The 26,449-nt window shown below is 72.6% G+C and carries 24 protein-coding genes and 1 pseudogene; 2 read left to right on the forward strand and 23 right to left on the reverse strand.

Annotation, left to right across the window (positions count from 1 at the left end; all coding sequences use genetic code 11):
* Positions 1-86: 86 nt before the first annotated feature.
* The 3 genes from rpe to fmt all read right to left on the reverse strand — a co-directional run bounded on the left by rpe (position 87) and on the right by fmt (position 3,260).
* Positions 87-773: a ribulose-phosphate 3-epimerase gene (gene rpe, locus IH25_RS0134695; protein WP_030620200.1), complete on the reverse strand. Its 687-nt coding sequence runs from the start codon at positions 771-773 to the stop codon at positions 87-89.
* 57 nt (positions 774-830) lie between these two features.
* Positions 831-2,249, reverse strand: a complete 1,419-nt coding sequence (locus IH25_RS0134700; protein ID WP_030620201.1) for an RsmB/NOP family class I SAM-dependent RNA methyltransferase — start codon at positions 2,247-2,249, stop codon at positions 831-833.
* Positions 2,250-2,327: 78 nt separating this feature from the next.
* Positions 2,328-3,260 (reverse strand): methionyl-tRNA formyltransferase, encoded by a 933-nt coding sequence (gene fmt, locus IH25_RS0134705; RefSeq protein ID WP_030620203.1) that lies wholly within the window; start codon positions 3,258-3,260, stop codon positions 2,328-2,330.
* A gap of 214 nt (positions 3,261-3,474) precedes the next feature.
* On the opposite strand from fmt, the gene IH25_RS0134710 reads away from it, so the two are divergent.
* Entirely contained in the window at positions 3,475-4,017 is a 543-nt protein-coding gene (locus IH25_RS0134710; protein WP_030620207.1) for a hypothetical protein, read from the forward strand.
* 203 nt (positions 4,018-4,220) lie between these two features.
* Here the strand turns inward: IH25_RS0134710 and IH25_RS0134715 are convergent, their stop codons facing one another.
* The 14 genes and pseudogenes from IH25_RS0134715 to pyrR form a co-directional block, all read right to left on the reverse strand.
* Positions 4,221-6,380 carry a primosomal protein N' gene (locus tag IH25_RS0134715; RefSeq protein WP_030620209.1) on the reverse strand — a complete coding sequence of 720 codons (2,160 nt, stop codon included), beginning with the start codon at positions 6,378-6,380 and terminating at the stop codon, positions 4,221-4,223.
* A 124-nt stretch (positions 6,381-6,504) separates the two neighbouring features.
* Positions 6,505-7,371, reverse strand: a pseudogene (locus tag IH25_RS38110) (methionine adenosyltransferase).
* A 249-nt stretch (positions 7,372-7,620) separates the two neighbouring features.
* Positions 7,621-8,826 carry a bifunctional phosphopantothenoylcysteine decarboxylase/phosphopantothenate--cysteine ligase CoaBC gene (gene coaBC / locus IH25_RS0134725; protein ID WP_245172974.1) on the reverse strand — a complete coding sequence of 402 codons (1,206 nt, stop codon included), beginning with the start codon at positions 8,824-8,826 and terminating at the stop codon, positions 7,621-7,623.
* 99 nt (positions 8,827-8,925) lie between these two features.
* Positions 8,926-9,198, reverse strand: a complete 273-nt coding sequence (gene rpoZ / locus IH25_RS0134730; protein ID WP_030620214.1) for a DNA-directed RNA polymerase subunit omega — start codon at positions 9,196-9,198, stop codon at positions 8,926-8,928.
* Between the two features lie 53 nt (positions 9,199-9,251).
* Positions 9,252-9,809 (reverse strand): guanylate kinase, encoded by a 558-nt coding sequence (gene gmk, locus IH25_RS0134735; RefSeq protein WP_030620217.1) that lies wholly within the window; start codon positions 9,807-9,809, stop codon positions 9,252-9,254.
* A 61-nt stretch (positions 9,810-9,870) separates the two neighbouring features.
* Entirely contained in the window at positions 9,871-10,194 is a 324-nt protein-coding gene (locus IH25_RS0134740; protein WP_016572363.1) for an integration host factor, read from the reverse strand.
* Between the two features lie 302 nt (positions 10,195-10,496).
* The gene (gene pyrF / locus IH25_RS0134745) at positions 10,497-11,399 is read right to left on the reverse strand and encodes an orotidine-5'-phosphate decarboxylase (RefSeq protein ID WP_078844574.1); all 903 of its coding nucleotides are present in this window, start codon (positions 11,397-11,399) and stop codon (positions 10,497-10,499) included.
* Positions 11,396-12,502, reverse strand: coding sequence for a quinone-dependent dihydroorotate dehydrogenase (locus IH25_RS0134750; RefSeq protein WP_030620227.1), 1,107 nt, complete (start codon positions 12,500-12,502; stop codon positions 11,396-11,398). Before IH25_RS0134750 ends, pyrF begins: the two co-directional genes overlap by 4 nt.
* A gap of 51 nt (positions 12,503-12,553) precedes the next feature.
* Positions 12,554-15,862 carry a carbamoyl-phosphate synthase large subunit gene (carB, locus tag IH25_RS0134755; protein WP_030620229.1) on the reverse strand — a complete coding sequence of 1,103 codons (3,309 nt, stop codon included), beginning with the start codon at positions 15,860-15,862 and terminating at the stop codon, positions 12,554-12,556.
* Positions 15,855-16,997 (reverse strand): glutamine-hydrolyzing carbamoyl-phosphate synthase small subunit, encoded by a 1,143-nt coding sequence (carA, locus tag IH25_RS0134760; protein WP_030620232.1) that lies wholly within the window; start codon positions 16,995-16,997, stop codon positions 15,855-15,857. The genes carB and carA overlap by 8 nt, the downstream gene beginning before the upstream one ends.
* Positions 16,994-17,554: a PH-like domain-containing protein gene (locus tag IH25_RS0134765; protein ID WP_030620235.1), complete on the reverse strand. Its 561-nt coding sequence runs from the start codon at positions 17,552-17,554 to the stop codon at positions 16,994-16,996. Before IH25_RS0134765 ends, carA begins: the two co-directional genes overlap by 4 nt.
* Positions 17,551-18,837: a dihydroorotase gene (locus IH25_RS0134770; RefSeq protein WP_030620238.1), complete on the reverse strand. Its 1,287-nt coding sequence runs from the start codon at positions 18,835-18,837 to the stop codon at positions 17,551-17,553. Before IH25_RS0134770 ends, IH25_RS0134765 begins: the two co-directional genes overlap by 4 nt.
* Positions 18,838-18,841: 4 nt before the next feature.
* Positions 18,842-19,819 carry an aspartate carbamoyltransferase catalytic subunit gene (locus IH25_RS0134775; RefSeq protein ID WP_030620241.1) on the reverse strand — a complete coding sequence of 326 codons (978 nt, stop codon included), beginning with the start codon at positions 19,817-19,819 and terminating at the stop codon, positions 18,842-18,844.
* A gap of 90 nt (positions 19,820-19,909) precedes the next feature.
* Positions 19,910-20,491, reverse strand: coding sequence for a bifunctional pyr operon transcriptional regulator/uracil phosphoribosyltransferase PyrR (pyrR, locus tag IH25_RS0134780; RefSeq protein ID WP_030620245.1), 582 nt, complete (start codon positions 20,489-20,491; stop codon positions 19,910-19,912).
* A gap of 253 nt (positions 20,492-20,744) precedes the next feature.
* Between pyrR and bldD the strand changes: the two genes are divergently transcribed.
* Complete coding sequence (gene bldD, locus IH25_RS0134785) at positions 20,745-21,248, forward strand: transcriptional regulator BldD (protein WP_014671524.1); 504 nt, start codon at positions 20,745-20,747, stop codon at positions 21,246-21,248.
* 157 nt (positions 21,249-21,405) lie between these two features.
* On the opposite strand, the gene nusB is transcribed toward bldD, so the two are convergent.
* The 6 genes from nusB to IH25_RS0134815 form a co-directional block, all read right to left on the reverse strand.
* On the reverse strand, positions 21,406-21,840 hold the full coding sequence (gene nusB / locus IH25_RS0134790; RefSeq protein WP_030620249.1) for a transcription antitermination factor NusB: 435 nt from the start codon (positions 21,838-21,840) through the stop codon (positions 21,406-21,408).
* A gap of 2 nt (positions 21,841-21,842) precedes the next feature.
* Entirely contained in the window at positions 21,843-22,409 is a 567-nt protein-coding gene (efp, locus tag IH25_RS0134795; protein WP_030620252.1) for an elongation factor P, read from the reverse strand.
* A 44-nt stretch (positions 22,410-22,453) separates the two neighbouring features.
* Positions 22,454-23,560, reverse strand: a complete 1,107-nt coding sequence (locus IH25_RS0134800; protein WP_030620255.1) for an aminopeptidase P family protein — start codon at positions 23,558-23,560, stop codon at positions 22,454-22,456.
* Positions 23,561-23,630: 70 nt separating this feature from the next.
* A complete protein-coding gene (locus tag IH25_RS0134805) occupies positions 23,631-24,635 on the reverse strand; it encodes an AAA family ATPase (RefSeq protein ID WP_078844575.1) in 1,005 nt (334 codons plus the stop codon).
* A 167-nt stretch (positions 24,636-24,802) separates the two neighbouring features.
* Complete coding sequence (aroB, locus tag IH25_RS0134810; RefSeq protein ID WP_030620260.1) at positions 24,803-25,894, reverse strand: 3-dehydroquinate synthase; 1,092 nt, start codon at positions 25,892-25,894, stop codon at positions 24,803-24,805.
* On the reverse strand, positions 25,891-26,409 hold the full coding sequence (locus IH25_RS0134815) for a shikimate kinase (protein ID WP_030620262.1): 519 nt from the start codon (positions 26,407-26,409) through the stop codon (positions 25,891-25,893). The genes aroB and IH25_RS0134815 overlap by 4 nt, the downstream gene beginning before the upstream one ends.
* Between the last annotated feature and the right edge of the window lie 40 nt (positions 26,410-26,449).

Raw genomic sequence — 26,449 nt, forward strand, 5'->3', positions numbered from 1 at the left:
TGGATTCGCCGTTCATCCTCGCAGATTCGGGGCGACTGATCCGCCCTGATGGGCGGCCTTCATTCAACCGTTCACTTCGCCGTGGCTCAGTGGTCGCATGCCCAGGACGCCTTGGCGGTGGCCGACTCCGCCTGGGCACGCAGCGCGCGCACGGCCTCGGCCGGGTCCTCGGCCCCGTACACGGCCGACCCGGCGACGAACACGTCCGCTCCCGCGTCCGCGCACCGCTCGATGGTGCCGGCCGAGACACCGCCGTCGACCTGGAGCCACAGCTCAAGACCGTGCTTCTTGATCAGCTCCCGGGTACGGCGGATCTTCGGCAGCATGATGTCGAGGAACGCCTGGCCGCCGAAGCCCGGCTCGACCGTCATGATCAGCAGCATGTCGAGTTCCGGCAGCAGGTCCTCGAACGGCTCGATCGGCGTCGCGGGCTTCAGCGCCATGGACGCGCGGGCGCCCTTCGCGCGGATCTCCCGGGCGAGCCGCACCGGGGCGGCCGCCGCCTCCACGTGGAAGGTGACCGACGACGCCCCCGCCTCGACGTACTGGGGGGCCCACCGGTCGGGGTCCTCGATCATCAGGTGGCAGTCCAGCGGAGTGTCCGTCGCCCGGGCCAGGGACTCCACCACCGGCACGCCGAGGGTGAGGTTCGGGACGAAGTGGTTGTCCATGACGTCGACATGGAGCCAGTCGGCGCCGCGGACCGCCTCGGCCTCGTCCGCGAGGCGGGCGAAGTCGGCGGACAGGATGCTGGGATTGATCTGCACGGACATGGGCCCAAGCCTATGCCCTGCCGGGGAGGGCGGGTCAGGCCCAGGGGTGGCCGGCGGCTACGCGGTTCTGCGGATCAGGGCCAGGTACATCGCGTCGGTGCCGTGCAGATGGGGCCACAGCTGGATGTCGGGGCCCTCGCCCAGTTCCGGGAGGCCGGGGAGCAGGGGGCGGGCGTCGATCAGGTCGGTGCCGGGGTGCTGTTTCAGGACGTCGGCCACCACCGCCCGGGTCTCGGCGAGGTGCGGGGAGCAGGTGGCGTAGCCGACGACCCCGCCGACGCGTACCGACTCCAGGGCGGTGCGCAGCAGGGCGCGCTGGAGCGGGGCGAAGGTGTCCAGGTCCTCGGGGCGGCGGCGCCAGCGGGCCTCGGGGCGGCGGCGCAGGGCGCCGAGACCGGTGCACGGGACGTCCACCAGCACCCGGTCGAAGCTGCCGGAACGCCACGGCGGCCGGGTGCCGTCCGCGGCGATGACCTGGTACGGGCCCGGGTTGCCGTGCAGCGCCTTGGCGACCAGGCCGGCCCGGTGCGGCTGCTTCTCGGAGGCGAGCAGTACGGCACCGCGCTCGGCGGCGAGGGCGCCGAGCAGCGCGGCCTTGCCACCGGGTCCGGCGCAGCCGTCGAGCCACTTCTCGTCGGGCCCGTCGAGCGGGGCGTTCGCGAGCGCGAGGGCGACCAGCTGGCTGCCCTCGTCCTGCACGCCGGCCCGGCCCTCGCGCACGGCCTCGACCGCGCCCGGCTCGCCGCCCTCGGCGAGCCGTACGGCGTACGGCGACCAGCGGCCCGGTACGGCGGCTTCCTCGCGCAGCAGTTCCTCGGTGGTGGCCCGTCCGGGCCGGGCGACCAGGGTCACCTCGGGCCGTTCGTTGTCGGCCGCGAGCAGCTCCTCGATGCCGGCCTGGCCGCCGCCGAGGGAGTCCCAGAGCGCGGAGACGACCCAGCGCGGGTGCGAGTGCACGACGGCCAGGTGGTCCTCGGGGTCCTCGTCGTAGGGCGGCGCGACCTTCTCCAGCCACCCGTCGAGATCGTCCTGGGCCACCTTCCGCAGCACGGCGTTGACGAACTTGGCCCGGCCGTCCCCGAGCACCACCCGGGCCAGCTCCACGGTGGCGGAGACGGCGGCGTGCGTCGGGATCCGCGTGCCGAGCAACTGGTGCACACCCAGGCCGAGCACGTCCAGCACCGGCGGGTCGACCTCGCGCAGCGGCCGGTCGACGCAGGCGGCGACGACGGCGTCGTAGGTGCCCTGCCGGCGCAGCGTGCCGTACACCAGCTCGGTGGCCAGCGCGGCGTCCCGGGCGTCGAAGTCGCCCTTGTCACGGGCCTTGCGCAGCAGCGGGGGCAGCACGAGGTTGGCGTAGGCGTCCCGCTCGTCCACCGCGCGCAGCGCCTCGAAGGCCAGGACGCGGACGGGGTCCTTCTGGGGACGGCGGTAGGGCTTGGCGGGCCTGCGGGGCCGCCGGGAGGACTCGCTCACGAAAAAGGTGCTCCGGAGATCGAAGGGAATGCGTCTCCAGCCTACGTCGGCGCGTCCCCGCCACCGCCGCCCGGGGCGTCAGCCGCCGAGCGTCTCGCCCTCCACGATGCGCACCCCGCGCGCCCAGTCCGCCGCGCGCATCGGCTTCTTGCCCTGGGCCTGCACCCAGAGCAGTTCGACGGCGTACGAGCCGGTGCCGACGTGCACGCTGTTCTTGCCCACCGAGAGCCGGCCCGGGGCGAGGCCGGTGCGCTCGGGCACGGGGGTGACCTGGACGAGCTTGAGCCGCTCGCCGCGGAAGGTGGTCCAGGCGCCGGGCGCCGGGGTGCAGCCGCGCACGACCCGGTCGACGCGCAGCGCGGGCGCCGCCCAGTCCACCCGGGCGTCCTCGACGGTGATCTTCGGCGCGAGGGAGACGCCCTCGGCGGGCTGCGGTACGGCCTTCAGGGTGCCGTCCTCGATGCCGTCCATGGTGGCGGCGAGCAGTCCGGCGCCCGCGAAGGCGAGCCGGGTGAGCAGGTCGCCGCTGGTGTCGGTGGGGCGGATCTCCTCGGTGACGGTGCCGTAGACGGGCCCGGAGTCCAGGCCCTCCTCGATGAGGAAGGTGGACGCCCCGGTGATCTCGTCGCCCGCCATGACGGCGTGCTGCACGGGCGCGGCACCGCGCCAGGCGGGCAGCAGCGAGAAGTGCAGGTTGACCCAGCCGTGGGCCGGGATGTCCAGGGCGGGCCGGGGCAGCAGGGCGCCGTAGGCGACGACCGGGCAGCAGTCCGGGGCGATCTGCTTCAGCCGCTCCAGGAAGTCCGCGTCCCGGGGCTTGAGCGGCTTCAGCACCTCGATCCCGGCCTCCTCCGCCCGCTCGGCCACGGGGGACGCGACCAGCCTGCGCCCGCGCCCGGCCGGCGCGTCGGGCCGCGTGACGACGGCGGCCACCTCGTGCCGTCCGGAGGCGAGCAGGGCGTCCAGGGCGGGAACGGCGACCTCGGGGGTACCGGCGAAGACGAGCTTCATGGGCGGGATCGGGCCTCTCGGGCGGGGTCGGTCGGGCAGCGCACCAGTCTATGACCATGGACGGCGCGCGGGAGGGCGACCGGCGTACGCATATGCCTGTACGCCCCCAGCCCGTGACCAGCGGAGGGTCGGCGCGTTGGTCAAGAAAGAGTTGACCACATCGGGCCGCTTTCGCGGCCGAATTCCTTTCAACGCCGGTTCGAGAGGCTTGTTCATGGCCGACCACGCAACCCACGACGCCCAGGCCCGGGCCAGCCTGCACTTGCTGGTGCGGGACATCGAGCGGGTCCGCCGGCAGGTGGACGCGCTGCGCACGCTCACCGCCCAGCTGGGCAACGTCTACCGCCCGCGCCGCTCCGGCCCGTCCACGGGCTTCGTCGTCTACGGACGCGCCCCCGCCCCGACGGTCCGCCTCGCCCAGGAACTCCGCGACAGTGTCGAGACCCTGGTCACGGCCGCGGTGGACTTCGACCGCTCACTCGGTTTCTCGTGGGACGCGGTGGGCTCGGCGCTCGGGGTCACCAAACAGGCGGTGCACCGCCGCTACGGCGCCCGCCGCGCGGCGGCCCAGGCGGCGGCCGAGGCGGAGCGCACGCCGGAGCCGTCCGGCACCCGCACGATCAAGGTGAACACCGGGCTGCCCACCGTGCCGACGGTGCCCGCGGCCCGTTCCCTGCCCACCCAGCCGACCGCGACCGCCCCCGCCCGGCGCGACGACACCCGCCCCGCCCCCTTCCCCAGCCCCCGCAACGGCTGACCCACCGGCCGCCCCGTCCCCCGCCCTCCCGGAGCGACCTGGGAGGGCGGACGTGTAGAGGCGGACGTGTGGGGGCGGACGTGTGGGGGCGGACGGCGTAGGGGCAGCGGCGTAAGGGCAGGTGCGCAGGAGCATCGGGAGCGGCCCGTCCGTGCCCGGCAGCCGTCCCCGGCCTCGGCGTCCCGTGGCCGGTACCGGGTGGTTCAGCCGATGTCCGGTGGGTCGACGCGGATCCGTACCTGGTCGGCGCCGCCGCGCGCCAGGCGGGCGGCCTGGGCGGTCTTCAGGGCCGTGGCCAGGGCGGCGCCGCTGCCCGGTGGGACGCGGACGAGGGCCCGTTCCCAGTGCTCGCCGGGCGGGGGCGCGCCGGGCCTGCGCGGCCGGCCGGGCTGCGGGGGTGGCAGCGGCACCGGGCCCAGCACCTCGGCGCCCGGCGGCAGTTCGACGGCCGTCAGGAACTCGGCGACGGCGGCGGGCGGTCCGGACACGGCCGCCATCCGGGACACCGGCGGGAAGCCCAGTTCGGCCCGCTCCGACAGTTCGCGCACGGCATGCCCGACGGGGTCCCAGCGCACCAGCGCCTGGACGGGCCGCAGGGTGGGCTCGGCCACCACGACCACGGTGCCCCCCTCGCCCTGCGGCCGCACCAGCGCACCGGCGGCGATCCACCGGCGCAGCGCGTCCTCCCCGGCCCGCAGGTCGGGACGCCCGAGCATCGCCCAGCCGTCCAGGAGCAGGGCCGCCGCGTAGCCGCCCTCGGCGACCGGTTCGGCGCCCGGCGTGCTGACCACCAGCGCGGGCGTGTCCGGAACGGTGTCCAGTACGTGCTCGCGCCCCGAGGTGCGCACCGGTACGGCCGGAAACGCGCGCCCCAGTTCCTCGGCGGTGCGGCGCGCGCCCACGATCTGGGCGCGGAGCCGGAAGCCGCCGCACTCCGGGCAGTGCCAGGCGCTCTCCCCTTGCCCGCACCAGCCGCACCGCAGCACGCCCGCGTCCTGACCCTCCAGCGGCCCGGAGCAGTGCCGGCACCGGGCGGGGGCCCGGCACCGGGCGCACGCCATGCGGGGGGTGTAACCGCGCCGGGGGACCTGCACCAGCACCGGCCCGTGCCGCAGCCCCTCGCGGGCCGCCTGCCAGGCGAGGCTGGGCAGCCGGGCGGCGCGGGCCGCCTCGTCACGCGCGAGGTCCTCGTCCCCGACGGTCCGGACGAGCGGCGCGGCCCGGCGCACCTGCTCGCGCCCGGCGACCAGCGGCCGGGCCCAGCCGGTCTCGACGAGCTGGGCGGCCTCCACGGTGCAGCCCCAGCTGCCCAGCAGGAAGGCGCACCGGTCCAGCGCGGCCCGCAGCAGCAGCACATCGCGGGCGTGCGGCTGCGGGGCGTGCGGCTCGCTGTGGCTGTCGTCGCCGTCGTCCCAGACGGCGACGAGCCCAAGGTCCCGCACGGGCGCGAACATCGCCGCCCGCGTCCCGACGACGGCGCGCACGGAACCGCGCCGCACCGCCAGCCACTGCGCGTACCGCTTCTCGGGCCCGGCGTCGGCGGTGAGCAGCGCGTGCCGGCCGGGGCCGAGCAGCGCGGTCAGCGCGGCGTCGACGCGCGCGGCGGCCCGCCCGTCCGGTACGACCACCAGGGCGCCCCGCCCGGAGGCGAGGGTGGCGGCGACGGCCCGGGCCAGCTCCTCGCTCCACTGGGGTCCGGGCAGCGCGTTCCACACGGCCCTGGGCGCCCCGCCGGAGGCCAGCGCGTCGAGGAAGGCGCCCCCGTGCTCGTACCGCGCCCAGGAACCGGCGTCGGGCGCCTGGGGCGGGGGCAGCGGCGCGGGGGACGGCCGCTGCTCGGCGCGGGCGTTGCGCGGCGGTACGGCCAGTTGCAGCACGTCGGCGAGGCTGCCCGCGTACCGGTCGGCGACGGCCCGGGCGAGGCCGAGCAGCTCCTCGCCCAGCACCGGCTCCGGCGACACGACCTGGGCGAGCGCGGCCAGTGGTCCGGAGTAGTCGGACTCGGCCCGGCGCTCGATGAGGAAGCCGTCGATGAGCCCGCCGCCCTCCCGGCGCCCCTCGCGCACCCGGTGCCGCCCGGCCCCGAACCGCACCCGCACCCGCACCCCGGGCTGCGCCTGGGCGTCCAGCTCGGCGGGCACCGCGTAGTCGAAGTACCGGTCGAGGTGGAGCACGCCCTTGTCGACCAGCACCCGGGCGACGGGCAGCTCCGGCGCCAGCGCGGCCCCCCGCCAGGTCCGCGGCTTGGCCCGCGGCACCTTGGCGTTGCGCACACTCTCCCGGATCAGCGCGAGCTGCTCCGGCGGCGCCCCTTCGGCCCCACCGCCCCCGTCTCCCCGGCCCACCCCGTTCTCGCTGCTCACGCCAGCATTCTTACCAAACCCCACCGACAATGCCCGGCCTGCCGGCCCGCCACCGGCCGGCCCGCGACACGCCGAGGCCCGGCTCCCGCGATCGGGAGCCGGGCCTCGGACGGTCGGGCGTGGGTTACAGGCCCGCGGCGGCACGCAGGGCGTCGACGCGGTCCGTGCGCTCCCAGGTGAAGTCGGGCAGCTCGCGGCCGAAGTGGCCGTACGCGGCGGTCTGGCCGTAGATCGGGCGGAGCAGGTCGAGGTCGCGGATGATCGCGGCCGGGCGGAGGTCGAAGACCTCGTCGATCGCCTTCTCGATCTTCTCGGGGTCGATCTTGTGGGTGCCGAAGGTCTCCACGAACAGCCCGACGGGCTCGGCCTTGCCGATGGCGTAGGCGACCTGGACCTCGCAGCGGGAGGCCAGGCCGGCCGCCACGACCCAGCTTGATGCCCTCGTCCAGCAGGGCCTTCAGCTCCGGCTCCACGACGAACTCGCGGATGTCGGGGGCGAGCAGCGACTCCAGGTCGATGTCGGAGGCGTGCTGGGAGGAGACCACCACCGTGTCCAGGCGGACGGCCTTGTCGCCGTCGTACTCGATGGTGACCTGGGTCTTGCCTCGCCCGCGCCCTGCCGGTCCAGTTCGTCGTCGTCGCCCTCGACGCGGGCCTCGTAGGCGGCGTCGACACCCTGCGCGATGTCCGGGGACTGCGCGCCGATGGACACCGACACGCCGCAGGAGGCGCCGTCGAAGCCCTTCTTGGAGGAGTCGTAGCCGATGTCCAGGATCTTGTTGCGGACGAGGGTCGCGATGTCCGCGTAGGCCTTGGTCGTCACCTCGCCGGCCACGTGCACCAGGCCGGTGGTGATGAGCGTCTCCACGGCGACCCGGGAGGTCGGGTCCTCACGCAGAAGCGCGTCGAGAATGGTGTCGCTGATCTGGTCAGCGATCTTGTCGGGGTGACCCTCGGTCACGGACTCCGAGGTGAACAGGCGACGGGACACAACGCTCCCTGTGGTTGCAGCGGCTGCTGGCTGATCATTTGCGATCGACGCGGGGCTGCGCCCGGCGTCGACCGTGAACAGTTTATCGGTCGCACTCCGCCGACGGGCCACCCGTCTCGCCTCTCGGGAGCGCTGTGACCTGCGGCACGGGCATTCTGCCCAATGTCCGGCGGCCTTGGCCAGGGTCGCCACGCCCAATTCGGGCGTGGCGTGAACACGACCCCGACCGGCCCGGCCGGGTTGCGCGGGTCAGCCCAGACGCCGGACGACCAGGTCCCAGACGGTGTCGGCGAGGTCCTCCTTGGGGCCGTACGGCACCGGGGTCTCGCTGCCGTCGGCGCCCAGCACCACGGCCTCGCTCTCCTCGGCGCCGAAGGTCTTGCGCTCCCCCACCTCGTTGACCACGAGCAGGTCACAGCCCTTGCGGGCGAGCTTGGCGCGTCCGTTGGCGAGGACGTCGTCGGTCTCGGCGGCGAAGCCGACGATCACCTGTCCGGGCCGGGCCCGGTCGGCCGAGATCTCCGCGAGCACGTCCGGGTTGCGCACCAGGACGATCGGGGCCGGCTCCTGGCCGTCCTTCTTCTTGATCTTCCCGGCGGCATAGGCGGCCGGCCGGAAGTCGGCCACGGCGGCGGCCATGACCACGGCGTCGGCGTCCGCGGCGGCCTTCAGGACGGCCTCGCGCAGCTGCACGGCGGTGCCCACCCGGACGACGTCCACGCCCGCCGGGTCGGGCAGGCCGGTGTTGGCCGCGACCAGCGTGACCCGGGCGCCGCGGGCGGCGGCGGTGCGGGCGAGGGCGTAGCCCTGCTTGCCGGAGGAGCGGTTGCCGAGGAAGCGGACCGGGTCGAGGGGTTCGCGGGTGCCGCCGGCGGAGACGACGACGTGCCGTCCCTCGAGGTCGGGTGCGGCGCTGCCGCGGGCCAGCACCCGGCGGCAGACCTCGAAGATCTCGGCCGGGTCGGGCAGCCGGCCCTTGCCGGTGTCGACGCCGGTGAGGCGGCCGACGGCGGGCTCGACGACGACGGCGCCGCGTCGGCGCAGGGTGGCGACGTTCTCCTGGGTGGCCGGGTGCTCCCACATCTCGGTGTGCATCGCGGGTGCGAAGACGACGGGGCAGCGGGCGGTGAGCAGGGTGTTGGTCAGCAGGTCGCCGGCGAGGCCGTGGGCGGCCTTGGCGAGCAGGTCGGCGGTGGCCGGGGCCACCACCACCAGGTCGGCCTGCTGGCCGATGCGGACGTGCGGAACCTCGTGGACGTCGTCCCAGACCTCGGTGGCGACCGGGTTGCCGGACAGCGCGGACCAGGTGGCGGCGCCGACGAAGTGCAGCGCGGAGGCGGTGGGCACCACGCGGACGTCATGGCCCGACTCCGTGAACCTTCGCAGCAGCTCACAGGCCTTGTACGCGGCGATACCGCCGCTGACGCCCAGTACGACCTTCGGCTTGTCCACCATGGCTCCTCGCATTCGAGAATCTGCACCACCCATGACACACCACAGGCCCGGCAGCATGTCTGCCGGGCCTATGGATAAGTCAATCGCGATCTGAAAGTACTACTGCGCCGGGCCGTCGACAGCCTCGGAGGTCAGCAGACCGGCGTTGATCTCGCGCAGGGCGATCGAGAGCGGCTTCTCGTGCACGTGGGTGTCGACGAGCGGACCGACGTACTCGAGGAGTCCCTCACCGAGCTGCGAGTAGTACGCGTTGATCTGGCGGGCACGCTTGGCCGCGTAGATCACGAGGCTGTACTTCGAGTCGGTTGCCTCGAGAAGCTCGTCGATCGGCGGGTTGATGATGCCCTCGGGCGCGGTGATGGAAGAGGACACGCTCTACCTTCCGATGGATGGGAAAGAATCAGACATCGTGATCACAGTCACGATCACACAACGTCCATCAAGGCTAGCAGCTCGCGGGCCACGTCCTCGACGGAGGTGTTGACCAAGGTCACATCGAACTCCGGCTCGGCCGCCAGCTCGGTCCGCGCCGCCTCGAGACGGCGCTCGATGACCTCGGGCGACTCGGTCCCCCGGCCGGTGAGCCTGCGCACCAGCTCCTCCCAGGAGGGCGGAGCCAGGAACACCAGCCGCGCGTCGGTCATGGACTCGCGGACCTGCCGGGCGCCCTGGAGGTCGATCTCCAGCAGGACCGGCTCGCCCTTCTCCAGCCGCTCCAGCACGGCCGCGCGGGGCGTGCCGTAGCGGTTGCCGGCGAACTCGGCCCACTCCAGCAGCTCGCCGTTGGCGATCAGCTTGTCCATCTCCTCGTCGGTGACGAAGAAGTAGTGGACTCCGTGCTGCTCGCCGGGGCGCGGCGTGCGGGTGGTCGCCGACACCGAGAGCCAGACGTCGGGGTGTTCCTTGCGCATATGGGCGACGACCGTGCTCTTGCCGACCCCCGAGGGGCCGGAGAGCACGGTCAGCCGCGGACGTTCACTCATGCAGCGATTATTCCAGCAATCCCGGGGTGCCCGGGACTCCCGGTCCGCCGGGCGGGCGGACTCAGGAGCCGGTGCTGCCGAACTCGCGCTCCAGGGAGGCGATCTGGTTCGAACCGAGACCACGCACGCGGCGGCTCTCGGAGATGCCCAGACGCTCCATGATCTGCTTGGCGCGGACCTTGCCCACGCCCGGCAGGGACTCCAGCAGCGCGGAGACCTTCATCTTGCCGATGACGTCGTTCTTCTGGCCCTGCTGGATGACCTCGTGCAAGGAAGCGCCGGAGTGCTTGAGTCGATTCTTGACCTCGGCCCGCTCCCGGCGAGCCGCGGCGGCCTTTTCGAGCGCGGCTGCGCGCTGTTCAGGGGTAAGGGGCGGAAGAGCCACGCCTACGTCACCTCGGATGTCGAACTGTCGGATACGGACCGGTGAGGAACCTGGTCGCCCCACACCTGGGGGCCACGAGCAACACAGTGCCCGCCCTCCCCACACTGCCTTGAAGGGGCATGGGAGGTTCCCCACTGCCTCGGAGACTAGCGGGCAAGTCCGCCAGAGTCAGCGAGAACAGCGGAAAAGTCCTGGTCAGCCTCCGTCAGGTCCGACATTTTGGACATATTGCCCCCGATTTGAGGGTGTATTCACGCCGCGGGCGGCGTGATCGCGCTCCGGCCGGGCACCCGGACCGTGGCTCAGGCCGCGGCGACGGCCTGCCGGATCTCCGCCGCGAACCGCTCGGCCGCCCCGCGCAGCGCCCCCGCGTCGGGACCGTGCCGCAGCACACCCCGGCTGACATTGGGCACGACGTTGCGGACGGCCGCCCCGAAGACCCGGGGCAGGTCGGCCGGGGTCGCGCCCTGGGCACCGATGCCGGGGGCGAGGAGCGGGCCGCCCATGTCCAGGTCGTACGACGACAGGTCGCCGAGTGTGGCGCCGACGACCGCGCCGAAGGAGCCCAGCGGCTCCTCCCCCGCGTTCTCGGCCGCCAGATGGGCCAGCATGGTCGCCCCGACCGTGCGGCCGTCGGCGCGCACCGCGTGCTGCACCTCGCCGCCCTCCGGGTTGGAGGTGAGCGCCAGCACGAACAGTCCGGCGCCGCTCTCCCGGGCCAGCGCGACGGCCGGGGAGAGCGAGCCGTAACCGAGGTACGGCGAGACGGTCAGGGCGTCGGAGAACAGCGGGGCGTCCGGGCGCAGGAACGCCTCGGCGTAGGCGGCCATGGTGGAGCCGATGTCGCCGCGCTTGGCGTCCATCACGACCAGGGCGCCGGCCGCGCGCGCCTCCTGGACCGACTTCTCCAGCACGGCGAGGCCGCGCGAGCCGAACCGCTCGAAGAAGGCGCTCTGCGGCTTCAGGACGGCCACCCGGTCGGCCAGGGCCTCGACGACCGTGCGGCTGAACCGCTCCAGGCCGGCGATGTCGTCGCCCAGGCCCCACTCGGCGAGCAGGGAGGCGTGCGGGTCGATGCCGACGCACAGCGGGCCGCGCTCGTCCATGGCGCGGCGCAGCCGGGCGCCGAAGGGTTCTCCAGAAAATGTCTGCGGCCCGGAGGGCCTCGTTGAGGGGTGGTGGTCGGGCGACGGGTGGGCGGTCATGCGGACTTCCTCACATCGGCGCCGACCGCGTCGGCGAGGGTGGCGTACGGGCTGGTGCGCAGGCGCGCGGCGAGGCCCTTGTGGATGGACCGGCACCAGAAGGGGCCCTCGTAGATGAAGGCGCTGTAGCCCTGGACCAGCGTCGCACCGGCCAGAATGCGCTGCCAGGCGTCCTCGGCGGTCTCGATGCCACCGACACCCACCAGGGTGATCCGGTCGCCCACGCGCGCGTACAGGCGCCGCAGGACCTCCAGGGAGCGTGCCTTGAGCGGCGCCCCGGACAGGCCGCCGGTCTCCGCCACCAGCGCGGGCGCGGAAGCGAGGCCCAGGCCCTCGCGGGCGATGGTGGTGTTGGTGGCGATGATGCCGTCCAGGCCCAGTTCCACGGCGAGGTCGGCGACCGCGTCGACGTCCTCGTCCGCGAGGTCGGGGGCGATCTTCACCAGCAGCGGGACGCGCCGGCCGGGGACGGCGCGGTCGGCGGCCTCGCGCACGGCGCCGAGCAGCGGGCGCAGGTGGTCCACCGCCTGGAGGTTGCGCAGGCCGGGGGTGTTGGGCGAGGAGACGTTGACGACCAGGTAGTCCGCGTGCGGCGCGAGCCGCTCGGCCGACTTCACGTAGTCGGCGGCGGCCTCCGCCTCGGGGACGACCTTGGTCTTGCCGATGTTGACGCCGACGACGGTCTTGAAGACGGCCTCGCGGGAGGCCAGGCGGGCGGCCACGGCCAGCGAGCCGTCGTTGTTGAAGCCCATGCGGTTGATCAGCGCGCGGTCGGTGACGAGCCGGAACAGCCGCTTCTTGGGGTTGCCGGGCTGGGGCTCCCCCGTCACCGTGCCGATCTCGACGTGGTCGAAGCCCAGCATCGACATCCCGTCGATCGCGACGGCGTTCTTGTCGAAGCCGGCGGCCAGCCCGAACGGGCCGTGCATCCGCAGCCCGAACGCCTCGGTGCGCAGCTCCTTGTAGCGGGGCGCGAGGGCGGCGGCGACGAAGGTGCGCAGCACGGGGACGCGGGCGGCGAGACGGATCCACCGGAAGGCCAGGTGGTGCGCCTGCTCCGGATCCATGCGGCGGAAGACCAGCCGGAAAAAGATCTTGTACATGGTGTCCTCGTGAAGAGGGGGACACCGTTTCCGGTGTCCCCCTCGGGGCTGCTAGTCGCGGGCGGCGGTCAGGCGTTCCGCGTGTTCCTGGAGGGAGCGGACGCCCACGTCCCCGTGGTTGAGGGCATCGATGCCCTGGACGGCCGCCGCGAGCGCCTGGACGGTCGTCAGGCACGGCACGGAGCGGGCCACCGCGGCCGTACGGATGTCGTAGCCGTCGAGGCGGCCGCCGGTGCCGTACGGGGTGTTGACGATGAGGTCGACCTCGCCGTCGTGGATGAGCTGGACGATGGTCCGCTCGCCGTTCGGGCCGGTGCCCTCGGACTGCTTGCGCACGACCGTGGCGTTGATGCCGTTGCGCTTGAGGACCTCGGCGGTGCCGGAGGTGGCGAGCAGCTCGAAGCCGTGGGCGACCAACTCGCGCGCCGGGAAGATCATCGAGCGCTTGTCGCGGTTGGCGACGGAGATGAACGCGCGGCCCTTGGTGGGCAGCGGGCCGTAGGCACCCGCCTGCGACTTGGCGTACGCCGTGCCGAAGACGGAGTCGATGCCCATGACCTCGCCCGTGGAGCGCATCTCCGGGCCGAGGACGGTGTCCACGCCCCGACCGTGGATGTCGCGGAACCGCGACCACGGCAGGACGGCCTCCTTGACGGAGATCGGCGCGTCCAGCGGCAGCTCGCCGCCGTCGCCGGTCTTCGGCAGCAGGCCCTCGGCGCGCAGCTCGGCGATGGTCGCGCCCAGCGAGATCCGGGCGGCGGCCTTGGCGAGCGGCACCGCGGTCGCCTTCGAGGTGAAGGGCACCGTGCGGGAGGCGCGCGGGTTGGCCTCCAGGACGTAGAGGATGTCGCCGGCCATCGCGAACTGGATGTTGATCAGACCGCGCACGCCGACGCCCTTGGCGATGGCCTCGGTGGAGGCGCGCAGCCGCTTGATGTCGAAGCCGCCGAGGGTGATCGGGGGCAGGGCGCACGCCGAGTCGCCGGAGTGGATGCCGGCCTCCTCGATGTGCTCCATCACACCGCCGAGGTACAGCTCCTCGCCGTCGTAGAGCGCGTCGACGTCGATCTCGATGGCGTCGTCCAGGAAGCGGTCGACGAGGACCGGCCGGGAGGGGCTGATCTCGGTCGACTCGGCGATGTAGGAGGCGAGGCGGGTCTCGTCGTAGACGATCTCCATGCCGCGTCCGCCGAGCACGTACGACGGCCGGACCAGGACCGGGTAGCCGATCTCGTCGGCGATGGCCTTGGCCTCGGCGAAGGTGGTGGCCGTGCCGTGCTTGGGGGCGGGCAGGCCGGCCTCGGCGAGGACGCGGCCGAAGGCGCCGCGGTCCTCGGCCGCGTGGATGGCCTCCGGGGAGGTGCCCACGATCGGCACGCCGTTGTCCTTCAGGGCCTGCGACAGGCCGAGCGGGGTCTGCCCGCCGAGCTGGACGATGACGCCCGCGACCGGGCCGGCCTGCTGCTCCGCGTGGACGATCTCCAGCACGTCTTCCAGCGTCAGCGGCTCGAAGTACAGGCGGTCGGAGGTGTCGTAGTCCGTGGAGACGGTCTCCGGGTTGCAGTTGACCATCACCGTCTCGTACCCGGCGTCGGCCAGCGCGAAGGAGGCGTGGACGCAGGAGTAGTCGAACTCGATGCCCTGGCCGATGCGGTTCGGGCCGGAGCCGAGGATGATGACGGCCGGCTTCTCGCGCGGGGCGACCTCGCTCTCCTCGTCGTAGGAGGAGTAGAAGTACGGCGTCTTCGCGGCGAACTCGGCGGCGCAGGTGTCGACCGTCTTGTAGACCGGGCGGACGCCGAGGGCGTGCCGGACCTCGCGGACGACGTCCTCGCGCAGGCCGCGGATCTCGCCGATCTGCTGGTCGGAGAAGCCGTGCCGCTTGGCGTCGGCGAGCAGCTCGGCGGTCAGCTCGGGGGCCTCGGCCAGCTCGTCGGCGATCTCCTTGATCAGGAACAGCTGGTCGACGAACCAGGGGTCGATCTTCGTGTAGTCGAAGACCTCCTCGGGCGTGGCGCCGGCGCGGATGGCCTGCATGACCGTGTTGATCCGGCCGTCGGTGGGCCGTACGGCCCGCTCCAGCAGGGCGGTCTTGTCGCCGGGGTCGCCCACGAAGGTGAACTGGCTGCCCTTCTTCTCCAGCGAGCGCATCGCCTTCTGGAAGGCCTCGGGGAAGTTGCGGCCGATGGCCATGGCCTCGCCGACCGACTTCATGGTGGTGGTCAGCGTGGAGTCGGCCTGCGGGAACTTCTCGAAGGCGAACCGGGGGGCCTTGACGACCACGTAGTCCAGGGTCGGCTCGAAGGAGGCCGGGGTCTCCTGGGTGATGTCGTTCGGGATCTCGTCCAGCGTGTAGCCGACGGCCAGCTTGGCGGCGATCTTGGCGATCGGGAAGCCGGTGGCCTTGGAGGCGAGCGCCGAGGAACGCGACACGCGCGGGTTCATCTCGATGACGATGACGCGGCCGTCCTCGGGGTTGACCGCGAACTGGATGTTGCAGCCGCCGGTGTCGACGCCGACCTCGCGGATGACGGCGATGCCGATGTCCCGCAGGATCTGGTACTCGCGGTCGGTCAGCGTCATCGAGGGCGCGACGGTGATGGAGTCACCGGTGTGCACGCCCATCGGGTCGAAGTTCTCGATGGAGCAGACGACCACGACGTTGTCGTTCTTGTCGCGCATCAGCTCCAGCTCGTACTCCTTCCAGCCGAGGATGGACTCCTCCAGGAGCACCTCGGTGGTCGGGGAGAGCGTCAGGCCCTGGCCGGCGATGCGGCGCAGCTCCTCCTCGTCGTGCGCGAAGCCGGAGCCGGCGCCGCCCATGGTGAAGGAGGGGCGGACGACGACCGGGTAGCCGCCGAGGGTCTCGACGCCCTTGAGGACGTCGTCCATGGAGTGGCAGATCACCGAGCGGGCGGACTCGCCGTACCCGATCTTCTTGCGGACCTCCTCCACGACCATCTTGAACTGGTCGCGGTCCTCGCCCTTGTGGATCGCCTCGGGCTTGGCGCCGATCAGCTCCACGCCGTACTTGGCGAGCACGCCGTTCTCGTGCAGGGAGATGGCGGTGTTCAGGGCCGTCTGGCCGCCCAGGGTGGGCAGCAGGGCGTCCGGGCGCTCCTTGGCGATGATCTTCTCGACGAACTCGGGGGTGATCGGCTCGACGTAGGTGGCGTCGGCGATCTCCGGGTCGGTCATGATCGTCGCCGGGTTGGAGTTGACCAGGATGACGCGCAGGCCCTCGGCCTTGAGCACGCGGCACGCCTGGGTGCCGGAGTAGTCGAACTCGGCGGCCTGGCCGATGACGATCGGGCCGGAGCCGATGACCAGGACGGACTGGATATCGGTGCGCTTAGGCACGCTGGCCCTCCATCAGGGAAACGAAGCGGTCGAACAGGTAGGCGGCGTCGTGCGGACCGGCTGCCGCTTCGGGGTGGTACTGGACGGAGAAGGCGGGCTGGTCGAGCAGCTGGAGCCCCTCCACGACGTTGTCGTTCAGGCAGACGTGCGAGACCTCGGCGCGGCCGAACTTCGTCTCGCTGACCTTGTCGAGCGGCGCGTCCACGGCGAAGCCGTGGTTGTGCGCGGTGACCTCGACCTTGCCGGTCGTACGGTCCTGGACCGGCTGGTTGATGCCGCGGTGGCCGTACTTCAGCTTGTAGGTGCCGAAGCCGAGGGCGCGGCCGAGGATCTGGTTGCCGAAGCAGATGCCGAACAGGGGCGTCCTGCGCTCCAGGACGGCGGTCATCAGGGCCACCGGGCCGTCGGCGGTCGCCGGGTCGCCGGGGCCGTTGGAGAAGAACACGCCGTCCGGGTCGACGGCGTAGACGTCGTCGGCGGTGGCGGTGGCGGGCAGGACGTGCACCTCGATGCCGCGCTCGGCCATGCGGTGCGGGGTCATGCCCTTGATGCCGAGGTCGATGGCGGCGACGGTGAAGCGCTTCTCGCCCACGGCCGGGACGACGTACGCCTCCTTGGTCGCGACCTCCTCGTAGAGGCTCGCGCCCTTCATCTGCGGCTGGGCCTGTACGCGCGCCAGCAGGTCCGCCTCGGGGGCGAGGGCCTCGCCGGAGAAGATGCCGGCCCGCATGGAGCCGCGCTCGCGCAGGTGGCGGGTGAGGGCGCGGGTGTCGATGCCGGAGATGCCGACCACGCCCTGGCGCTCCAGCTCGTCGTCCAGGGAGCGCTTGGCCCGCCAGTTGGACGGCACGCGCGCGGGGTCACGCACGACGTAGCCGGAGACCCAGATGCGGGCCGACTCGTCGTCCTCGTCGTTCCAGCCGGTGTTGCCGATCTGCGGGGCGGTCGCGACGACGATCTGGCGGTCGTACGACGGGTCGGTGAGGGTCTCCTGGTAGCCGGTCATGCCGGTGGAGAACACGGCCTCGCCGAAGGTCTCCCCCACGGCCCCGTAGGCGCGGCCGCGGAAGGTGCGGCCGTCCTCCAGGACGAGTACGGCGGGAACCCTGGCGGTTCCCCTGGTGGAGGTCGTCATCGTGCGCCTTCCGTGTCGTTGGTCATCTGATTCAGGGTGTCGGCCCACTCGGCGTGCTCGGCCGAGCGGTCCGAGCGGAAACCGGAGTCGATCAGCTTGTCGCCGTGCTGCCAGGTCACCACCAGCAGTCCGCCCTCGGTGAGGACCTTGCCGGCGATGCCCTTGTCCAGGCGGGCGCCGCGCAGGGCGGCGCGGGGGACGAAGAAGTCGGCGGCGCCGGGGCGCTCGACCTCGAGGCCCGCGTCGGTCAGGGTGAGCTCGGCCCGGCTGCGGGTGCCCAGGCCGTGGGCCACGATGCGGTCCAGCCACTGCCCGGCGGTGGTGGAGCCGTGGTAGCGGCCGCTCATGCTCAGTCTGGCCGGGCCGGTGTCCTCGGGCGCGGCGGGCAGCGGCGGCAGGCCCGCCTGGAGGGTGCCGCGCCACTTCCAGCCCTCGCGCATCAGCCAGTAGACCAGCGCGATGAACAGGGCCAGGCCGACGAGCCAGCCGATCCGGGCCCCCCAGTCGGTGACCTCGGCCGACTTCTTCGCCTCGGCCAGCAGGATTACAGGTGTCACGTGAGCTTCCCGTCGACGAGCGTGGCCTTGCCCCGCAGCCACGTGTGCGTCACACGGCCCGGCAGCTCACGGCCCTCGTAGGGGGTGTTGCGGCTGCGCGAGGCGAAGCCCGCGGGGTCCACCGGGCCACGGTATGCCGTGTCGACGAGGGTGAGGTTCGCGGGCTCACCAGCCGAGACGGGGCGGCCGTGTCCGGTGGCCTGTCCGATGCGCGCGGGCTTGACGGACATCCGGTCGGCGACGCCGGCCCAGTCCAGCAGGCCCGTGTCGACCATGGTCTCCTGGACCACCGACAGCGCGGTCTCCAGGCCGACCATGCCCATGGCGGCGGCGGCCCACTCGCAGTCCTTGTCCTCGTGCGGGTGCGGGGCGTGGTCGGTGGCGACGATGTCGATCGTGCCATCGGCGAGCGCCTCGCGCAGCGCCGTGACGTCGCGCTCGGTGCGCAGCGGCGGGTTGACCTTGTAGACGGGGTTGTAGGTGCGCACCAGCTCGTCGGTCAGCAGCAGGTGGTGCGGGGTGACCTCGGCGGTGACCCGGATGCCGCGGGACTTGGCCCAGCGGACGATCTCGACGCTGCCGGCGGTCGACAGGTGGCAGATGTGGACGCGGGAGCCGACGTGGTCGGCGAGCAGCACGTCCCGGGCGATGATCGACTCCTCGGCGACGGCGGGCCAGCCGCCCAGGCCCAGCTCGGCGGAGACGACGCCCTCGTTCATCTGGGCGCCCTCGGTGAGCCGCGGCTCCTGCGCGTGCTGGGCGACGACGCCGTCGAAGGCCTTCACGTACTCCAGCGCGCGGCGCATGATCACCGCGTCGTCCACGCACTTGCCGTCGTCGGAGAAGACGGTGACGCCGGCGGCGGACTCGTGCATGGCGCCGAGCTCGGCGAGCTTCCTGCCCTCCAGACCGACGGTGACGGCGCCGATCGGCTGGACGTCGCAGTAGCCGTGCTCCCGGCCCAGCCGCCAGACCTGCTCGACCACGCCGGCGGTGTCGGCGACCGGGAAGGTGTTGGCCATGGCGAAGACGGCCGTGTATCCGCCGCTCGCCGCCGCGCGGGTGCCGGTGAGGACGGTCTCGGAGTCCTCGCGGCCCGGCTCGCGCAGGTGGGTGTGCAGGTCGACCAGGCCCGGCAGCAGCACCTTGCCGCCGGCCTCGACCACCTCGGCGCCCTCGGCACTCAGGCCCGTGCCCACCTCGGCGATGGTCTCGCCGTCGATCAGCACGTCCTGCGGTTCGCCGCCGAGCACCTTCGCACCACGGATCAGGATCTTGCTCACGGTCTTACTTCTCCTCGGTACGAGAGTGGGTGACGGCGGGCTCGTTGCCACCGAGCAGCAGGTACAGGACGGCCATCCGGATGGAGACGCCGTTGGCGACCTGTTCGACGGCGGTGCAGCGCCCGGAGTCGGCGACCTCGGCGGTGATCTCCATGCCGCGGACCATCGGGCCGGGGTGCATCACGATCGCGTGCTCGGGCAGCCGGGCCATGCGGTCGCCGTCGAGGCCGTAGCGCCGGGAGTACTCGCGCTCGGTGGGGAAGAAGGCCGCGTTCATGCGTTCGCGCTGGACGCGCAGCATCATCACGGCGTCGCACTTGGGCAGCGTGCTGTCCAGGTCGTAGGAGACGGCGCACGGCCAGGACTCGACGCCGACCGGCACCAGGGTGGGCGGGGCGACCAGGGTGACCTCGGCGCCGAGGGTGTGCAGCAGGTCGACGTTGGAGCGGGCGACCCGGCTGTGCAGGACGTCGCCGACGACGGTGATCCGCTTGCCGGACAGGTCCTGGCCGAGGCCGGCGTCGCGGCCGACCAGCCGGCGGCGCAGGGTGAAGGCGTCCAGCAGGGCCTGGGTGGGGTGCTGGTGGGTGCCGTCGCCGGCGTTGATGACGGCCGCGTCGATCCAGCCGGAGTTGGCGAGCCGGTACGGGGCCCCGGAGGCGCCGTGCCGGATGACCACGGCGTCGACGCCCATGGCCTCCAGGGTCTGGGCGGTGTCCTTCAGGGACTCGCCCTTGGACACCGACGAGCCCTTGGCGGAGAAGTTGATGACGTCCGCGGACAGCCGCTTCTCGGCGGCCTCGAAGGAGATGCGCGTTCGCGTGGAGTCCTCGAAGAAGAGGTTGACGACCGTCCGGCCGCGCAGGGTCGGCAGCTTCTTGATCGGCCGGTCGGCGACCCGGGACATCTCCTCGGCGGTGTCGAGGATCAGGACGGCGTCGTCGCGGGTGAGGTCGGCGGCCGAGATGAGATGGCGCTGCATCTGACAGGCTCCGTAAGGCAGTTCATTCGGGAGATTTCGGGCAGACAGGCGCGTGCGGGGGCACGCCAAGGCGGCCGTGCGCCTGTCGTGCTACTGGGCGGCCGGCTTGGCGCCGAGCAGCACGGTGTCGCGACCGTCCTCCTCGGCGAGCTGGACCTTGACCGTCTCCCGCAGCGACGTGGGGAGGTTCTTGCCGACGTAGTCGGCGCGGATCGGCAGTTCGCGGTGACCGCGGTCGACCAGGACCGCGAGCTGTACCGCGCGGGGGCGCCCGATGTCGTTCAGGGCGTCCAGGGCGGCGCGGATGGTGCGGCCGGAGAAGAGCACGTCGTCGACGAGGACGACCAGCTTGCCGTCGATGCCGTCACCGGGAATCTCGGTGCGGGCCAGCGCACGCGGCGGGTGCATGCGCAGGTCGTCGCGGTACATGGTGATGTCGAGGGAGCCGACCGGGATCTCGCGGTCGGTGATCTGCGCCAGCTTGGCGGCGAGCCGCCGGGCGAGGAAGACGCCCCGGGTCGGAATGCCGAGGAGCACCACGTCGTCGGCGCCCTTGGCGCGCTCGACGATCTCGTGGGCGATACGGGTCAGCACCCGCGCGATGTCGGGGCCTTCGAGCACGGGCCGGGCATCGGACGCTTGCGGATGCACGGGTGTGTCGTGCGTGTCCATACGAAACGGACCTCCTTCTCCGCCTCACGGGACGGACCTTAAAGGACGTCGGAATTGCGCCATCCACCGTACCAGGTCCTCCGAGGGCCTTCTGTCACCCTCTTGGCCTAACGGGCGGCCGCTACCACGGAAGAGCCGGTGTGGACCATTCGGCTTGACGCAGGAGAGTCACGCTGCGTAACCTCACAGTGAGTTACCAGCCGCGCGGCGGGAAGACAGTCCGGTCGCGTCGACACAGTGTCCGGGGAGCTATATGTCCAGCGAATACGCCAAACAGCTCGGGGCCAAGCTCCGGGCCATCCGCACCCAGCAGGGCCTTTCCCTCCACGGTGTCGAGGAGAAGTCCCAGGGTCGCTGGAAGGCCGTGGTGGTGGGTTCGTACGAGCGCGGCGACCGTGCCGTGACCGTGCAGCGCCTCGCCGAGCTGGCCGATTTCTATGGCGTTCCGGTGCAGGAGCTCCTGCCGGGCACCACTCCGGGCGGCGCCGCCGAGCCGCCGCCGAAGCTGGTCCTGGACCTGGAGCGGCTGGCCACCGTGCCGGCCGAGAAGGCGGGCCCCCTGCAGCGCTACGCGGCGACGATCCAGTCCCAGCGCGGTGACTACAACGGCAAGGTGCTCTCCATCCGCCAGGACGATCTGCGCACACTCGCCGTCATCTACGACCAGTCGCCCTCGGTCCTCACCGAGCAGCTGATCAGCTGGGGCGTCCTGGACGCGGACGCGCGCCGCGCGGTGGCCACGCACGAAGAGGCGTGACAAGCAGCCACAGCTGAGCAGAAACGTGCCGCCGGGGTGGCCGGAATCTTACGGTTCCGGCCACCCCGGCGGCTTTTTCCCGGGTCTCGGCACCTATGACAGAGGGCCCGCGGCACCGAACCGTGCCACGGGCCCTCCTGTGGTGTCGTACCGGGCTCTACGCCTCGTCCCGGCGCAGGGACGGCTTGAGTTCCTTCAGCCGGCCCAGCAGGCCGTTGACGAACGACGGCGACTCGTCGGTGGAGAACTCCTTCGCCAGCTGCACCATCTCGTCCAGGACGACGGCGTCCGGGGTCTCGTCGACCCAGATCAGCTCGTACGCGCCCAGGCGCAGGATGTTGCGGTCCACGACCGGCATCCGGTCGAGCGTCCACCCCACCGCGTACTGGGAGATCAGCTCGTCGATCCGCCGCGCGTGCTCCGCGTAGCCCTCGACCAGCTGCATCGTGTACTCGCTGACCGGGGGCTGCCGGGTGTCGGCCCGGGACAGCCGGATCCAGTCCGCGAGGACCGTCAGGACGTCGGCGTCGCGCTGGTCGCCCTCGAAGAGGATCTGGAAGGCGCGCTTGCGGGCCGTGTTGCGGGCAGCCACGGTTAGCTGTTCACCCGGCCGAGGTAGTCGCTGGTGCGGGTGTCGACCTTGATCTTCTCACCGGTGGTGATGAAGAGCGGGACCTGGATCTGGTGGCCGGTCTCCAGGATGGCGGGCTTGGTGCCACCGGTGGAGCGGTCGCCCTGGACGCCGGGCTCGGTCTCCTGGATCGTCAGCTCGACGGCGGCCGGCAGCTCGACGAAGAGCACCTCGCCCTCGTGCTGGGCGACCGTGGCCTCGAAGCCCTCGATCAGGAAGTTCGCGGCGTCGCCGACGGCCTTGCGGTCGACCATGAGCTGGTCGTAGGTGTCCATGTCCATGAAGACGAAGTACTCGCCGTCCATGTACGAGAACTGCATGGTGCGCTTGTCGACAGTGGCCGTCTCGACCTTGACGCCGGCGTTGAAGGTCTTGTCGACCACCTTGCCGGAGAGCACGTTCTTGAGCTTGGTACGCACGAAGGCCGGGCCCTTGCCGGGCTTGACGTGCTGGAACTCGACGACGGACCAGAGCTGGCCGCCTTCGAGCTTGAGCACCATGCCGTTCTTGAGGTCGTTCGTGGAAGCCACGGTTGCGGAATCTCCTGGACTGACGTACGACCCCGGGTCACGCGCTACAGCGCGAGCAGCTCCTTGGTCGTGATGGTGAGTAGCTCGGGTCCGCCGTCCGCCTCGGGGCGCACGACGAGCGTGTCATCGATCCGGACACCGCCCCGGCCCGGGAGGTGGACCCCCGGTTCGACGGTGACCGGCACGCAAGCGTCCAGTTTACCCATGGCCGAGGGGGCCAACTGCGGGTCCTCCTCCATTTCGAGTCCGACACCGTGCCCGGTCAGCGGTGGCAGGGCTTCCGCATAGCCCGCCGAGTCCAGCACCTGGCGCGCCGCGCGGTCCACGTCACGGCAGGCCGCTCCCGGCGCGAGGAACTCCCGTCCGGCGCGCTGGGCGGCGAAGACGAGGTCGTACAGCTCGATCTGCCAGTCGGCCGGCGAGGTGCCGATGACGAAGGTCCGGCCGATCTCGCAGCGGTAGCCGCGGTAGGTGGCCCCCAGGCAGACGGAGAGGAAGTCGCCCTCCTCCACGCGCCGGTCGGTGGGACGGTGACCGCGGCGGCCGGCGTGCGGTCCGGTGGCCACGGAGGTGGGGAAGGCCGGGCCGTCGGCGCCGTGGTCGACCAGGCGCCGCTCCAGCTCCAGCGCGAGGTGCCGTTCGGTGCGGCCGACCAGGATGGACTCCAGCAGCTCGCCGAGGGCCTGGTCGGCGATCTCGGCGCCGATGCGGAGGCAGGAGATCTCCTCCTCGTCCTTGACCACCCTGAGCTGCTCGACGGCCCCGCCGAGGTCGGTCAGGCGCAGTCCGGGGGCGTCACAGGCGAGGGCGCGGTGGCGGGACACGGTGAGGTGGTGTTCCTCGATCGCCAGGGAGTCGGCGCCCTGGGCGAGGGCGAGACCGGCCGCGGCCACGGCGGTGTCGCCCCCGTTCACCGGCAGGACGTGCAGGCGCACGCTCTCGTCCGGCCTGCCCTCACAGGGGCGCTCGTCCGGCGGGCCGGCGCACACCAGGAGGTCCTCGCCCCTGCCGAGCAGCAGGACGGAGCCCTGCGGGGCCGCGGCGGCTAGATAGCGGACGTTGGCCGGGCGGGTGACGAGCGCTGCCGCGGTGCCGGCCGCGTTGACGTGGTCCCTCAGCCGGGATCGGCGGTTCGCGTACACCTCTGACATGAGATGAGCGTAGGAGCTTTGTCCGGGTTGTGCCGATCGGGAGGGGCCGAGTGGGGTCGCGGGTGGCCGCCTACCAGCTCGGTGGGCTCGCTATCGCCCGCGCCAGGACCTCGTCCAGGACCTTCGCCGTGCCGGGGATGTCCAGCTGGGAGTTGTCGATGATCGGCAGGCCCGAGCCGTACCAGCCGGCCATGCGGCCGTGGATGCGGGCCACCTCCTCGTCGGTGAGGCGGCGATTGCCGGTGCGTTCGGCGTTGCGCTCCAGGACGATGTCCAGGCCCGGCAGCAGGACCACCGGGAGCAGGCCGGGGCCCACGTGCCGCTTCCAGCCGCCGAGGCCCACGACCGGGCGGTCCGGGAAGACGGCGTCGTCCAGGATGCAGGAGATGCCGTTGGCCAGGAAGTTCCGGGCGGCGAAGCCGCAGGTGCGGCGGGCCAGGCGGTACTGGGCCTCGGAGTTCTCGTTCCAGCCGGACTGGGGGTCGGCGAAGCCGGAGCGGACCCATTCGCGCACGTCGTCGAGGCTGATGTGGGCGGTGGGGACGCGCCGGTGGTCCGCCCAGTACTTGGCGACGCTGGTCTTGCCCGCGCCGGCCGGGCCGATGAGCAGAACGGCGAGGGTGGCGGCCGAGGGGTCCGGGGCCGGGGCGGGCGGCGCCGCGGGCGTGCCGACCGGGCCGCCGGGCGGCAGCGGCACATGTCCGGTGGCGTCATGGCCGGACGGCGCCGGAGCGGGCGGCGCGGACGCCGGCCCGGAGGGCGCGGGGGGCCGCTGCGGGGCCGTGGACGGGTGCGGCACGGGGGGCTGTGGCGCCGGGGACCCGTGGGAGGCCGGAGGCTGCTGCGGGGCCGGCGGGACGGGGCCCGGCGGGGTGGCCGGGAAGCCCGGGGGCGGCGGGGGTACGGGCGCGGGCTGCCGGGGGGCTCCCGGGTGCGGGCCCTGGGGGTGGGCGGCCGACTGGTAGGGGGCCGGCCGGTGGGCGGCCGGCTGAGAGGGTGCCGGCACCCAGCCGGCGTGCGGCCCCTGCCCCGGCTGGTGGGGCGGCGGCAGCGGAGAACCCACTGCGTGCTGCATCCGTTGCCACTTTCGTCTCGTACAGGCACTGTGCTGCCGGCGGCGGGGGCACGCCCCCACTGCCTACCGAACGGTACCGTCCCCGGCCGTCGTTCGGTGAAACGGCCGGGGGCGGTCCGAAGTGCCCGGTCGGGGAAGGGAATCGGACGGAGGGAACAGTCCGGGACCTACTGCCCGACCTCGCCGTACGCGGCGAGGAGGACGGCCGGGTCGGGACCTTCCAGGACGGTGGGCCTGGCCAGTCCGTCCAGGACGATGAAGCGGAGCAGGTCGCCGCGGGACTTCTTGTCGACCTTCATCGTCTCCAGCAGCTTGGGCCACTGGTCGTAGCGGTAGTGCAGGGGCAGGCCGACGGCTTCCAGGATGGCGCGGTGCCGGTCGGCGGTCGCGTCGTCCAGGCGGCCCGCCAGACGGCCCAGTTCGGCGGCGAAGTGCATGCCGACGGAGACCGCGGCGCCGTGCCGCCACTTGTACCGCTCGTTCTTCTCGATCGCGTGGCCCAGGGTGTGGCCGTAGTTGAGGATCTCCCGCAGCCCGGACTCCTTCAGGTCCGCGGAGACCACCTCGGCCTTGACCCGGATCGACCGCTCGATCAGCTCGGCGGTGTGCGGGCCGGCCGGGGTGCGGGCGGCCTCGGGGTCGGCCTCGATCAGGTCCAGGATCGCCGGGTCGGCGATGAATCCCGCCTTGATGACCTCGGCCAGGCCGGAGACGTAGTCGTGGACCGGCAGCGAGTCCAGCGCGGCCAGGTCGCACAGCACACCGGCGGGCGGGTGGAAGGCGCCGACGAGGTTCTTGCCCTCGGCGGTGTTGATCCCGGTCTTGCCGCCGACCGCCGCGTCCACCATGGCCAGCACGGTGGTCGGGATCGCCACCCAGCGCACCCCGCGCAGCCAGGTCGCCGCGACGAACCCGGCCAGGTCCGTGGTGGAGCCGCCGCCGACGCCGACGATGACGTCCGTGCGGGTGAAGCCGCACTGGCCCAGTGCCTTCCAGCAGTAGGCGGCGACCTCGGCGGTCTTGGCCTCCTCGGCGTTGGGCACCTGGATCGCGACCGCCTCGTAGCCCTGCCCGGCCAGGTCGGCCCGCAGCGCCTCACCGGTCTCCGCGAGCGCCTCCGGGTGGATCACCGCGACCCGCTTGGCGCGCTCGCCGATCAGTCCGGCCAGCTCGCCCAGCAGTTGCCGGCCGACCAGCACCTCGTAGGCGTCCGTGCCCGCCGTGGCCCCGACCTGGATCCGGGTGACTGCGTCGCTCATCGCTGCTTCAACTCCAGTGCGTCCAGCACGCTCTGCGTGACCTCTTCGGGGGTACGGCCGTCCGTCGCGACCACCGCGACCGCGACCTGTTCGTACAGGTGCCGACGTGCTTCCATCAGCTCGCGCCACTGCTTGCGCGGGTTGACCGCGAGCAGCGGGCGGGCCACGTTCAGGCCGGTGCGCTTGACGGCCTCCTCGACCTCCATCGACAGGTAGACCACCCGGTGCCCGGCCAGCAGCGCCCGCGTCTCCTCGTCCAGGACGGCGCCGCCGCCCAGCGCCAGGACGCCGTCGTGCCCGGCGAGGGCCGCCCGCACGGCCGCCTTCTCCAGCGCGCGGAAGGCGGGCTCGCCCTCGTCCACGAAGATCTCGGCGATGGTGCGGCCCTGGGCGGCGACGATGTCGTCGTCGGTGTCCCGGTAGCCCACGCCGAGGTGTTCGGCGAGCAGCCGGCCCACCGTGGACTTGCCCACGCCCATCGGCCCGACCAGGACGATCGCCGGCACGGCGCTCACCTGATCGCCAGGTGGTCGAGGTAGGAGCGGACGTTGCGGC

The organism is Streptomyces achromogenes subsp. achromogenes (assembly GCF_000720835.1).
In the GTDB taxonomy this organism is placed as follows: Bacteria; Actinomycetota; Actinomycetes; order Streptomycetales; family Streptomycetaceae; genus Streptomyces; species Streptomyces achromogenes.